Origin of the sequence: Megasphaera intestinihominis (assembly GCF_040096415.1) — a bacterium.
GTDB lineage: Bacteria > Bacillota > Negativicutes > Veillonellales > Megasphaeraceae > Megasphaera > Megasphaera intestinihominis.
This window is the reverse complement of record NZ_JBBMEU010000064.1, coordinates 1-12421: the sequence shown is the minus strand read 5'-3', so window position 1 is coordinate 12421 and position 12421 is coordinate 1. Positions and strand designations below refer to the sequence as shown.

The 12421-nt window shown below is 54.1% G+C and carries 10 protein-coding genes and 1 pseudogene; all 11 read right to left on the bottom strand.

Annotated features, from left to right (window positions below):
• A pseudogene (locus tag WMO23_RS09430) lies at positions 1–640 on the bottom strand (ribonuclease R); the annotation flags it as partial.
• A gap of 77 nt (positions 641–717) precedes the next feature.
• Positions 718–954 carry a preprotein translocase subunit SecG gene (gene secG / locus WMO23_RS09425; RefSeq protein WP_014016332.1) on the bottom strand — a complete coding sequence of 79 codons (237 nt, stop codon included), beginning with the start codon at positions 952–954 and terminating at the stop codon, positions 718–720.
• 44 nt (positions 955–998) lie between these two features.
• Positions 999–1706: an RNA polymerase sporulation sigma factor SigH gene (sigH, locus tag WMO23_RS09420; RefSeq protein WP_020310078.1), complete on the bottom strand. Its 708-nt coding sequence runs from the start codon at positions 1704–1706 to the stop codon at positions 999–1001.
• Positions 1707–1730: 24 nt separating this feature from the next.
• Positions 1731–2477 (bottom strand): 23S rRNA (guanosine(2251)-2'-O)-methyltransferase RlmB, encoded by a 747-nt coding sequence (gene rlmB, locus WMO23_RS09415; RefSeq protein WP_020310077.1) that lies wholly within the window; start codon positions 2475–2477, stop codon positions 1731–1733.
• Positions 2474–2959, bottom strand: a complete 486-nt coding sequence (locus WMO23_RS09410; protein WP_020310076.1) for a Mini-ribonuclease 3 — start codon at positions 2957–2959, stop codon at positions 2474–2476. Before WMO23_RS09410 ends, rlmB begins: the two co-directional genes overlap by 4 nt.
• Entirely contained in the window at positions 2956–4401 is a 1446-nt protein-coding gene (cysS, locus tag WMO23_RS09405; protein WP_292107798.1) for a cysteine--tRNA ligase, read from the bottom strand. The genes WMO23_RS09410 and cysS overlap by 4 nt, the downstream gene beginning before the upstream one ends.
• A gap of 328 nt (positions 4402–4729) precedes the next feature.
• Positions 4730–6184, bottom strand: coding sequence for a glutamate--tRNA ligase (gltX, locus tag WMO23_RS09400; RefSeq protein ID WP_020723958.1), 1455 nt, complete (start codon positions 6182–6184; stop codon positions 4730–4732).
• A 32-nt stretch (positions 6185–6216) separates the two neighbouring features.
• Positions 6217–7377 carry a 2-C-methyl-D-erythritol 4-phosphate cytidylyltransferase gene (gene ispD, locus WMO23_RS09395; RefSeq protein ID WP_292299141.1) on the bottom strand — a complete coding sequence of 387 codons (1161 nt, stop codon included), beginning with the start codon at positions 7375–7377 and terminating at the stop codon, positions 6217–6219.
• 9 nt (positions 7378–7386) lie between these two features.
• Positions 7387–8568 carry a PIN/TRAM domain-containing protein gene (locus WMO23_RS09390; protein WP_020723959.1) on the bottom strand — a complete coding sequence of 394 codons (1182 nt, stop codon included), beginning with the start codon at positions 8566–8568 and terminating at the stop codon, positions 7387–7389.
• A gap of 184 nt (positions 8569–8752) precedes the next feature.
• Positions 8753–11611, bottom strand: a complete 2859-nt coding sequence (locus WMO23_RS09385; RefSeq protein WP_239639569.1) for a DEAD/DEAH box helicase — start codon at positions 11609–11611, stop codon at positions 8753–8755.
• A gap of 27 nt (positions 11612–11638) precedes the next feature.
• Complete coding sequence (locus tag WMO23_RS09380) at positions 11639–12037, bottom strand: (deoxy)nucleoside triphosphate pyrophosphohydrolase (RefSeq protein ID WP_022497332.1); 399 nt, start codon at positions 12035–12037, stop codon at positions 11639–11641.
• Positions 12038–12421: the final 384 nt, after the last annotated feature.

The window sequence follows — 12421 nt, the reverse complement described above, 5'->3', positions numbered from 1 at the left end:
CGACAAGGACCTGGATATCAAGGTCCTTGTCGCCGTCATAGCCGAGGACTTCCGTCACTTCCCCTTCGGCTTTGCGCCCTTCTTCGGGCCACTTGGTGATCTTGACCAGGACGCGGGCACTGCTGCGGGCGCCGCCGGTCTTGTCGAGGGGCACGTAGACGTCTTCGCGGATGCGTTCGTCGTCCGGCGTGACGAAGGCGCTGTGTTTTTCCAGCTGGAACGTACCGACCAGGGTCTTGTTGACCCGTTCGACGATGGATACGATTTCCCCTTCCTGTTTATGACGGCCATCGCCGCTGTGCAGGATGCGGACCGTGACCTTATCGTTATTCATGGCCGTATGGCGGTTCTGTTCGGCAATGTATACGTCCTCCGTCAGGTCCTGGCTGAGGACGAACCCGAAGGTCGGCGTATAACCTTTATAAATACCGGTGATTTCCTGGGGCTGTTTGGCCGAGATATACCGGTCTCCTGCGATTCTCATGAGCTTTTCACTCCTCACTAATTCTTCAAATGTGTCAAATACGTCAGCCAGCCGGGCGCCGGTGATGCCGAGCTGTTCGGCACAGTCTTCGACCGTTGCGCCGCCGCTGTCTTCATTACATATACTTATTATATCATGAGCCAGCTGTAAATCCATAGTTCCCCTCCTCAAATCGCCGTTCTGCAAAGGATAAAAAAGGAGCCGCCGCATATGCGACAGCCCCTAAGAATTCATTAAAAAGTATGCATCAGTCTGCCTAACAGCAATGTACAAATGGCAAATGCTATCGACAGGACGATAGTCAGTTTGGAAAGCAGGGCATCCATGCCGCGGGCCCGGCTCCCGAACAAGTCTTCGGCACCGCCGCCGAAACCGGCGCCCATGCCCTGGGTCTTGCTCTTCTGTGCCACGACGACACCGATGATGAGCAGTGCCAAAATGACAACGATGATTTCTAATGCTGTGATCACGTTAATCCTCCTCACACAATGACGCTAACAGTACTATTGTACACTCATTTAGCTTTTCTATCAATAGGTTCTTTGGCTTTCTCATCGGGTTCCGTTTCTTTTTCGGCATTGCGCGTTTCCAGATAATGTTCCAGCTTGCGTTTGACCCGCTGCAGGGCATTGTCGATGGACTTGACGTGCCGGTGCAGCTGACGGGACATCTCGTTGTAGGATTTGCCGTCGAGATAGGCTGTCAGGACCTGCCATTCCAGATCGCTGAGGATCTCATTCATCTTCAGTTCGATATCATTGAATTCTTCGCGGCTGATGACCAGCTCTTCGGGATCGCTGACGCGGATGCCGGACAGGATGTCCTGCAGCGTCCGGTCCGATTCGTCTTCATAGACGGGCTTGTTGAGAGACACATACGAGTTAAGGGGTATGTGTTTCTGCCGCGTCGCCGTCTTGATGGCCGTGATGATCTGCCGGGTAATGCATAACTCGGCAAAGGCCCGGAACGACGACAGCTTGTCGCCGCGGAAATCCCGCGTCGCCTTGTAGAGGCCGATCATGCCTTCCTGGATGATGTCATCCCGGTCGGCGCCGACCAGGAAGTAGGCGCGGGCTTTGGATTTGACGAAGTTGCGATACTTGTTGACGATATAATCGGCCGCTTTGCCATCGTGCTCTTCCTGGGCGATGCGTACGATTTCTTCATCTGTCATGCCTGCAAAGCGGTCATGTTTTTCTTCTGCATTGGACGCTGCCTGCATAATCGTTACCTCGCTTATTTTAAATTATTCGCCTGCCTGCCGCTGCCGCACGACTTCATACATGAGCAGGGCCGCTGCGACGGAGGCGTTGAGGGAGTTGACGTGGCCGAACATGGGAATCTGGACCAGGACGTCGCACGTCTCCTTGACCAGGTGCGAGATGCCCCGGCCTTCACTGCCGATGACCAGGACGACCGGGTCCGTCAGGGAGCTGTGGAAATAGTCCGTCTCGCCGTCCATATCGGCGCCGATGACCCAGAAACCGCGCTTCTTGAGCTGCTTCAGGGTCTGGGCGATGTTGCCGATCTGCACGAGGGGCATGTATTCGACGGCGCCGGCCGACGTCTTGCCGACAGTCTCATTGATGAGCGCCGTCCGCCGCTTGGGCAGGAGGACGGCGTCGACGCCGGCACATTCCGCCGTGCGGATGATGGCCCCCATGTTGTGGACGTCTTCGATGCCGTCGAGGAGGACCAGGAACGGTACCTTCCCCTTTTCATCAGCAGCGATGAGAACGTCTGTCAAATCGGCGTATTCCACGGGCTTGGCAAAGGCGATGACGCCCTGGTGGCGGTTCCCCGGTGCCAGGTGGTTGAGGACCTTCAGGGGCACGTCTTCGACGAGGATTTCCTTCCGGCCTGCCAGGTCGCGGATGCGCTGCAGCGGCTGCGACTCATTGCCGGCAGCGACGTACAGCTTGGTGATGGACCGGCCGGCCTTCAGGGCTTCGGTGACGCTGTTGCGGCCGATGATGATATTTGCCTCACTCATTCCATTCCTCCATGTTTTTCGTTACAATAGGCTTTCGTTTCTTCATAGACCTGGGCCATGACGGCGTCCAGGCGTTCCGTCCGGCCAGCCATGACCAGGTAGCCCACCAGGGCTTCCAGGGCCGTGCTGTCGTGGTACTCGGCGACGGTGGCGCTCTTCGGCGCCAGGGTATAGGCATTGCGGGCCCGCTGGCAGACGGCCTTTTCGTCGTCCGTCAGGCCGTCGTGGATGCGGCGGTAGACATAGGCCTGGGCCTTGGCGGATACGAATTCTGCCGCCAGCGTGTGCAGGACCTGGACGTGGGGGATGCCCGTTTCCACCAGGCGCCGGCGCAGGGTCAGGGCGTAATAGGCGTCACCGACGAAGGCCAGGTTGATCGAGTCGAGATGGGCCGCATCCTGGTCGGGCACGTCCAGGCGCTTGCCGTCGGCAAAGGCCTGGTAGGCCCGTTTCTTCAGTGCTTGCAGTTGTTTGAATTTCACTTTTTCCAGCGCGCTCCCTGCGGCGAATCTTCGATAGTGATGCCAAGAGCGGCCAGTTTATCGCGGATGGCGTCGGCCAGGGCGTACTGTTTCTGGGCGCGGCATTCCTGACGGATGTCGAGGATGGCCTGCATGAGGTCGTCGTAGTCCTTGCTGCTGGCGTCTTCCTTCTTGCCGGTCCAGCGGTCTTCGAGGATGCCGAGGATATCCGTGAAGGTCTTGAAGACGCGCTTGACTTCCGACATGGCTGCCGAATCGACGGGGACGCCGTTGTTGACGACGGCATTCTTGAAGATGTTGACGTTCTTGGCCAAATCGAACATGGCCGCGCTGGCCAGGGCCGTATTGAAGTCGTCGCACATAGCATTTTCAAAGTCTTCTTCGTCCTTGTGGGCCGTTTCCAGGAGCTGCTGGGCTTCCGGCGATTTAGCACCGGCCGGCATAGCCAGGAGTTCCAGGACGTTGTCGATGGCCGTGCCCAGGCGTTCGAGGCTGCGCGTCATTTCTTCCAGCCGTTCGTCGCTGAAGTCCAAGGGGCTGCGGTAGTGGTTGGAAATGAGGAAGAAGCGCAGGGCATCGGGGCTGTAGTGTTCCAGGACGTCCTTGACCAGGAAGAAGTTATTCAGGGACTTGCTCATCTTTTCCGAGTTGATGGTGATGAAGCCGTTGTGGAGCCAGTATTTGACCATCGGTTTCTTGCCCGTAAAGGCTTCGGACTGGGCGATTTCGTTTTCATGGTGCGGGAAGATGAGGTCGCTGCCGCCGCCGTGGAAGTCGAAGGTATCGCCAAGGTACTTATTGCTCATAGCCGAGCATTCGATGTGCCAGCCCGGACGGCCTTTGCCCCAGGGGCTGTCCCACGACGGTTCGCCGGGCTTAGCACCTTTCCAGAGGGCGAAGTCCATGGGATTGTGCTTGCGGTCGTCGACTTCGATACGGGCGCCGGCCATCATGTCGTCGAGGCTGCGACCGCTCAATTCGCCGTAGTCGGCGAACTTTTCGACGCTGTAATAGACGTTGTGGTCGATGACGTAGGCATAGCCTTTGTCGATGAGGGTCTGGACCATGTTGATGATTTCATCCATGTGTTCCGATACGCGGGGATACTTGTCGGCCCGGCGGATGTGGAGCTTGTCCATGACGTCGAAGTACGATGCGATATAGCGGTTGGAAATGGTATCCCACGTGACGCCTTCGCCGTTGGCAGCGTTGATGATCTTATCGTCGACGTCGGTGAAGTTCTGGATGTGCGTGACTTCATAGCCCAAGTGTTCCAGATAGCGCTTGATGACGTCCCACGTGACGAAAGGACGGGCATTGCCCATGTGGGAATGGTTGTACGGCGTAATGCCGCAGACATACATCTTGACCTGGCCCGGCGTAACGGGCACGAAGATTTCTTTTTTACGGGTCAATGTATTATATACTTTCAGTTCTCTCATACGGTAACCTCCCTGAAATTTGAACAAAAAGGCCACCATCCCCTATGACAGAGACGGTGGCCCGTGGTTCCACTCTGTTTTTACGGCAGTGCCGTAATCTTTACTGCGCAGTAACGGGCGCCCCCGGACCGGATTACTCCTTTCACCCGGCCTGCTCACAAAGGCAGCATTGCAGTTTTATGACCTGGAAAGGCTCTCAGCCATGACCCTTCTTCTCTGTCGGATGCCACTGCAACTCATTTTGATCATCGCAGATTCTTATTTGATACATATTATTAGTTAATACGTATGTATATAGTACCCAATAATCGGGCTCATGTCAAGCCCTTTATGCCAACGTTTCGTCCAGACGGGCCAGGACTTTGTCGCGGCCCATGAGGGCGACGATGACGTTTAGGTCCGGGCCGTGCATGACGCCGGTGACGGCGACGCGGATAGGCATGTAGACGAACTTGCCCTTGACCTTGAGGCCCTTCTGGATTTTCTTGAACAGGGGCTGTACCGTGTCGGGCGTGACGTCGTCGAGGGCAGCCAGTTCATCCCGGAACATCTTGAGGACGGACGGAGCCGTTTCTTCTTTGAGGACTGCTGCGGTTTCTTCATTTTCCGGCGCATAGTCGTCGGTGAAGAAGACCTTGGCAGCGTCGACGATCTGAGCGCCGTACTGGACGTGTTCGCGCATGGCGGCGCAGATGGCTTTCAACCAGGCAGCTTCCTTTTCGTCCGGATTTTCGCTGGCATAACCTGCCTTCTGCAGGTGCGGCAGGCAGACGGCATAGAGCTGGTCTTCATCGAGCTGCTTCATGTAATGGAAGTTGATCCAGTTGAGCTTTTCGATGTCGAAGACGGCCGGGTTCTTGGCGACGCGGTCGAGGGTGAACTGTTCGATGAGTTCATCGCGGCTGAAGATTTCCTGATCGCCTTCCGGCGTCCAGCCGAGGAGGGCCAGGAAGTTGACCAGTGCGTCGGGCAGGTAGCCCATATCGCGGTACTGCTGGACCGATGTAGCGCCATGGCGCTTGCTCATCTTCTTCTTGTCGGCGCCGAGGATGAGCGATACGTGAGCGAACTGCGGGGCTTCAAAGCCCAATGCCTTGTAGATGACCAGCTGGCGCGGCGTGTTGGACAAGTGTTCTTCCGCACGGATGACGTGGGTGATGTGCATGAGGGCATCGTCGAGGACGACGCAGTAGTTATAGACCGGGATGCCGTCGGATTTGACGATGACGAAGTCGCCGACGTTGTTGGAATCGAAGGATACGTGACCGCGGACGAGGTCGTCCAGTTCAATCGTTTCGTTCTTCGGCGTCTTGATGCGGATGACGTGGGGACGGCCTTCCTTGAGGTACTGTTCGACCGTTTCTTTGGGCAGGTCAGCGCATTTGCCGGAGTAGACCGGCGTTTCCCCTTTGGCCAGCTGAGCCTGTTTTTCCGCTTCCAGTTCTTCCGGCGTGCAGAAGCAGTAGTAGGCCTTGCCTTCGGCCAAGAGCTTTTCCGTATATTTCTGATAAATGCCCAGGCGTTCAGTCTGGCGGTACGGGCCATCGGGACCGCCGACGTCGATGCCTTCATCCCAGGTGATGCCCAGCCATTTCAGGGCTTCCTTGATGTTTTCTTCCGATTCCGACGTCGAACGCTTGCGGTCCGTATCTTCGATGCGGACGACGAACTTACCGTGGTTGTGCTTGGCAACGAGGTAGTTGAACAGTGCCGAACGGGCACCGCCGATGTGGAACGGGCCTGTCGGGCTCGGAGCAAAACGAACGCGTACTTCCTGTGACATAAAAAATTCCTCCTAAAGACTATATATATGTATTATTGATAGCTAAGGACCATGGCTGCCGCCTGGGCGGCCATGCCTTCTTCCCGGCCGACGAACCCCAGTTTCTCTGTCGTCGTCGCCTTGACGGAGACAGCAGTCTTGGGGATACGCAGGGCCTCGGCAATATTAGCGATCATCTGCGGCACATAGGGCTTGATTTTAGGCCGTTGTGCCAATAAGGTCACGTCGAGGTTGACGATGCGGCAGCATTTCTCCCGCAGCAGATGGCGGACCTTTTCCAAGAGGACCAGGCTGGAAATATCCTTGAAGGCCTGGTCCGTATCGGGAAAATACGTCCCGATATCGCGGAGCCCGGCGGCTCCCAGCAGGGCGTCCATGATGGCGTGGATGACGACGTCGGCATCGGAATGGCCATCGAGGCCCCGTTCAAAGGGAATCTCGACGCCGCCCAGGACCAGGCGCCGCCCTTCTTTCAGGCGGTGGACGTCATAGCCCGTACCGATGCGCTGGACTTCCCTCCCCTTCATGTACAGGGACAGGATGGGAATGTCGTCGCGCGTCGTCACCTTGCGGTTCTTCTCGCTCCCTTCGAGGATGACCACGGGTATACCCAGGGCTTCGACGAGGGATGCGTCATCTGTCGCCTGGATGCCCTCGGTCCGGGCGTGCTCATGGGCTTCCATGAGCAGGTCGCGGTGAAAGATCTGCGGCGTCTGGGCGGCGACCAGGCGGCTGCGGTTCAGCGTATGGAGCCGGCCGTCGTCGCCGCGGACCTTGACCGTATCCTTGAGAGGGATGCCGTAAATGGCAGCTCGGGCCGTTTCCATCATGGCCGCGCCCTGGTCATACCAGTCCGGGCCGGCAAAAGGCCGGGCGCCGTCGTGGACCATGACCACATCCACGTCGCGGCTGACGGCCATGAGGCCGTTGTAGACCGAATCTTCCCGTTCGGCGCCGCCCAGGGCGTAGCGTACGGGCTGGATAGGATGGAGGTCATCGACGAGGCGGCGGATTTCCTTCTCATCGACGCGGGAATGGACGATGACCACTTCACTGACCGACCGGGCCGCGAAAATGTGGCGCAGCGTATGGGTCAGGACAGGCTCGCCGCACAAGGGATAGAAGAGCTTGTTCCGCTCGTAGCCGAAGCGGCTCCCTGTGCCGGCCGCTACGACGATGACAGATACTTTCACACATTTCACCTACTCATTTGCAATCTTAACGAATATCATGCGCCCAGCCGACGTCTGCAGGACAGACGTCACCGTAACGGGCACAGTAGAACCGATGTATTTCTGGCCATCTTCGACGACGATCATCGTGCCGTCATCGAGATAGGCGACGCCCTGGTTCTCTTCCTTGCCGGCCTTGACGATGAGGACGTTCATGTGTTCCCCAGGGATGCGGGCCGGTTTCAGGGCATTGGCCAGGTCGTTGATGTTGAGGACGGCCACGCCCTGGAGGGCGGCGACTTTATTCAGGTTATAGTCGTTAGTGACGACTTTGGCATTGATCTTGCGGCCCAGGCGGACGAGCTTGGAATCGACGCCCTGGACGTCGTCGAAATCGTCGTTGATGATGCGGACTTCGACGTAATTATCTTCCTGCATCTGTTTCAGGATATCCAGGCCGCGGCGGCCCTTATTGCGCTTCAACAGGTCCGACGAATCAGCGATGAGCTGCAATTCTTCCAGGACGAAGACCGGCACCAGCAGCGGCCCTTCCAGGAAGCCGGTACTGCAAATCTCGGCGATGCGGCCGTCGATGATGGCACTCGTATCGAGGAGCTTGCCGGAAAATTCCATGTCCTTATGCTTGCTGCCGTGATCCTTGCCGGACTTGCCCAGGCGCAGATTGCCTGCCAGGGCGATGATTTCGCTCTTCTTGCGGATGGCGATGCTCATGCCGGCGTAGCCGAAGACGATGCTGAAGACGATAGGCCCGTAGGCCCCGATGATCGGCAGGCGTGCGAACGCTAGGCCAATTAAATTCGCAATGATAAGTCCAAAAAGCAACCCCAGCGTCCCGACGATGATGTCCTGGCTCTCGAAATCATTCAGGCCCGATTCGATGCGGTGAATCGCTGCCCAGATGAGGCGCAGCACGAACGGCGAAATCCCATAGCCCACCAGGGCCCCGACGATGATGCCGACGATATAGGCTACGATGGTGATGATAGTCGTACCGAAAATACTGCCGTGGAAAAATTCCCCTTCGATTTCGGCACTGATGAAGGGCGTCGTAATCACCTGGTCGGCAATCATGACGAAGATGACGGCCATAATCAGGACGATGACACCTTTTATGATGTTATCGGCCACATTGCGGCCATTGAACTTCTTCGATTTCGGCCCATCATGATTCGATTCATATTTATCTTCCATAGAGTAAAAAAACACCTCCCCTTTGTATATACTTCTATAACTATACTAGTTTACCACATTTCCCGTCAATGTACCACAGGTGGCGTGTAAAGTTTTTGTGTAGGCCTGTTTATAACACCTTGCACTAGTAAATCATAAATTAGTAAGTTACGATTTACTAATTTACGATTTACTAAATAATGACTCACTCACACAGATACCGATAGAGCTTATCCTCAACAGGCTTGTCCAAAAGGAACTGGAAATTGACGATAGGCAGCTGCTGCCCTTTGCCATCGGCAATCGTCGTTTCGACAGGATCGCCTAATACCGTCAAATCTCCCATGTAATAGAAGTCGGAGCCTTCGGCATCGCTCTTTTTTACAAACAGCAGTTTCCGCGTGTGCTCATTGCAAATCGCCGGAATCTGCGACGACGTCAGGTGAATCCGAGCCCGCGTCATCCAGCTGAACTGCTGTGGCGAGACGAACTGGTCTTCGTACTTCGTATTGGCCGAAATGTCGTCACGTTTCTCATAGGTGACGAAAATAGGACACGTAGCCCCGACAATCTGATAGCCATTGAGCGTGCCTTCGCGATTCGTCTCATAATTGAGAATACGCGATACGTCTTTACGGGAATAGCGGCCGTAGCGGACAAAGCCTTTAATGATTTCCGGTTCGTCGTGGACGTAGAGGCTTTCAAAACGATAGGTCCCATAGTCGAGGATATCTTGAACATAGCACTGAAATTCTTTATTTTCTTTCAAATCGTTCCAATAAGGAGTCGCTGTATAAGCATGATTTTCAAAGGAAATGAGCGGCTGTCCGCCGTATTTTTTTCTGGCCGTTTTAGTAAAAAATTGCAAATCCAGCAGGCGGGCCACGCTTTCCATCGTTTCCGCAGACGGCAGGAAATGGTATGTTTCGTTCATTTCCTTAGCCAGGGCCGCCGTAGACCAGGAATCTTCTGTCAGCAAATGGCGCAAGACCAGCAATTCTTCTATCCGTTTGCCATTGGCCAGTTCCAGGCTCATCATCTTCAGCACAGCCCGATGCGATGCGTTCAGCGTCGAGTTATAAGGCTCCATGTATTGAACAAATTCAAAAAAAGACTCTTTCTTAGCGACGAACAGCGCCGGATCCTTGTCGCCAAAGCGGACAAAATCCATCATCATGGGCTGGCGGCCCAGGCGATAGGCCATATTACGATATGATTCTTTCAAATCCCGCAGGTCTGCCAAAGCACTTTTGGCATCAATAGCCGCGTAAATTCGTTCTTTGGCGATATCGTCAAAATGAACCGACGTCGGTCCCGGCAGAAAATTGACCTGCATGAGGCGGCGGACAAAATCCTTATCATACGTCCGGTCGCCAAACAGGGCGATGGGAAGTAAAAAGTTATTTTCATAGTTGCCAATGAAATCGAGCACTTCTAAATAGCGCTTATGCGGATATTTGCGAAGCCCCCGGCCTAACTGCTGCACAAAGACGATAGCCGACGTTGTCGGTCGCAGCATGATGACCTGATTGACCTGGGGAATGTCGACGCCTTCATTGAAAATATCACAAGTGAAAATGTAATCGAGATACTGCGGGTCTTCGGCAGCTTTCGCCTCTAAATGACGAATCGCTTCACTCCGTTCGCTTTCGCGCGACGCGCCCGTCAAGGCGATTGCCCGTTTCCCATGCTGGCGAAACGCTTCAGCCAAGGCCTGCGCTTCTTCTACATTGCGGCAAAAGACGAGGCCTTTGATGCGGTCGGCATCACTGCCATACAAATCGGCATAATATAATATATGTTTTATACGTTCTTCGCAAGTCAAGAGAGCAAAATCGCTTTTATCGTCCAACACGTTGCCATTGACGGTAATCTCGCTGATGCCGTGGTAGTGAAAAGGAACGAGCATATTTTCTTCCAAGGCGTCGTGCAAGCGGATTTCATAAGCAATATGATGATGGAACAAAGCATAAATATCGAAATCATCGGACCGTTCCGGTGTCGCCGTCATACCTAACAGAAATTTGGGCCGAAAATAGCCAATGACCTTTTGGTACGTCGCGGCTCCGCCATGATGCACTTCGTCGATGACAATATAGTCAAAAGCATCGGGCGCAAAGGTATGGAGTATTTCATCCTGGGCCAAGGTCTGAATGGTCGCAAAAATATAGGGCTTATCCATTTCTTTATCGTGCCCTGTCAGCAGCCCCGTATCGGCTGGATTAATGCCAATCCGGACGTAACTGTCCCGTGCACTTTTGACGATGAGCTCCCGATGGACGACAAAGAGAAACCGCCGGGGATGCGTTTTTAAGACATCAAAGGCCGACAAATAGGTTTTCCCCGTCCCAGTCGCTGAAATGAGCAGCCCCCGGTCCTGACCATCGTCGCGCAACTTTTGAATCCCCGCTAAAGCCGCTTTTTGCATGGCGTTCGGCTGGATTTTATGAAAAGGAACATACACGGACTGCCGTTTCGGTTTATTGTGCGTGTACACAGACTCATAAGCCTGAATCCACGCTTCATCGACGACTTCCGCCGTATCCCACAAGGCATCAAATTCTTCCTTGGTCTGCCTGATGAGCGAGCCGTTTTCTGCCGATGTAAAGAACACATTCCATTCCTGATTGTGCGTCAAGGCATTGGCCGTCATGTTACTGCTGCCAATGACCATGGTATAATTTTCCGGCCCTGCCTGGGAACGATGAAAGAGATAGCCTTTGGCGTGAAAAGCCCGTTCTTCCGTTACCATGCGCAATTCGACATTGGGAAACTTCAACAATTCCCGCAATGCACCGGGTTCCGTAAAGTTCAAATACTGAGAGGCTAAAATCTTCCCCGTCGCCGTCCGGTTCTGAATGAGCGCATCCTTCAGACAGGCAATCCCGCTTTTCGTCAAAAAGGCAACGGAAAACAAGAAGGAATCACAAACGTACAACTGTGACAAAATCGTATCGAGGACCTTGCGCTTTTTATCCCTATTGTTGGTCAGAATTTTCGGAACATACCGTTGGTCCGCTTCCACCGTATAATCAATGAAACCTTCGCGCAAACACTGCTCCAAAGCCCCATATTCCCCCATGGCTATCGCCTACTTTCCAGAAAGCTTTTTCATGATAGGCACATCTGCCGGTGCCCAGTCCAGCGTCGGCATGTCTTCAGGAGCCATCCATTTCGCATCGACGTGTTCTTTGCGGACAAAATCGGGCTTGTCCAAATGGCAGTAAAAGGCGTACATGGTCATGGAAAAATCAGGATAATCATGATGGACCGTCATGTACAAATCCGATTCTTTGACAGATACATGGACATCCATTTCTTCCCGCAGTTCCCGTTCAATGGCCGTATGCTTGGCTTCGCCCGGTTCAATCTTGCCACCGGGAAACTCGTATTTGAAACTGACATAGTCAAATTTTCCCTGGCCCCGTTCCATACAAAGAATTTTCCCATCATACTCCAAAATCGCGGCTACCACTTCTAAATGTTTCATCAAAATTCCCCTTTTCTGCATTGTTTTCTCTATTGTATCACATCCGAATCGCTCCGTATATTTTTACCGTTTCCACATAATTTTTCCCCTTCTTATATAGTGATTTTTCTGATAGTATGCGGCTTCCCTTCTATCCATCGAAAAAATTTTTATCGAATATCTCCAACACAGCTCTCCGTTTTGGCAACCAGCTTGCATCTCCCTACGGTCGATTCCTGCTGTGCCAAAAAGGGTCTTCGCAGGGGAGGCAAAGCCCCTACATGACTACGGCGACTTTCTTTTTTTGAACCTCTCCCGCTTATAGAATCGGGAGATTCTTGAGAAGGTTGCTGTTTAAGTTTCCTCCTGAAATCAGGATAGCCTTATTCTCAAAGGGCTGTCCAA

Coding starts and splice junctions, on each gene's coding strand:
- sigH (WP_020310078.1), bottom strand. CDS start 1,706: ATGCAGGCAGCGTCCAATGCAGAAGAAAAACATGACCGCTTTGCAGGC.
- rlmB (WP_020310077.1), bottom strand. CDS start 2,477: ATGAGTGAGGCAAATATCATCATCGGCCGCAACAGCGTCACCGAAGCC.
- cysS (WP_292107798.1), bottom strand. CDS start 4,401: ATGAGAGAACTGAAAGTATATAATACATTGACCCGTAAAAAAGAAATC.
- gltX (WP_020723958.1), bottom strand. CDS start 6,184: ATGTCACAGGAAGTACGCGTTCGTTTTGCTCCGAGCCCGACAGGCCCG.
- WMO23_RS09390 (WP_020723959.1), bottom strand. CDS start 8,568: ATGGAAGATAAATATGAATCGAATCATGATGGGCCGAAATCGAAGAAG.
- WMO23_RS09380 (WP_022497332.1), bottom strand. CDS start 12,037: ATGAAACATTTAGAAGTGGTAGCCGCGATTTTGGAGTATGATGGGAAA.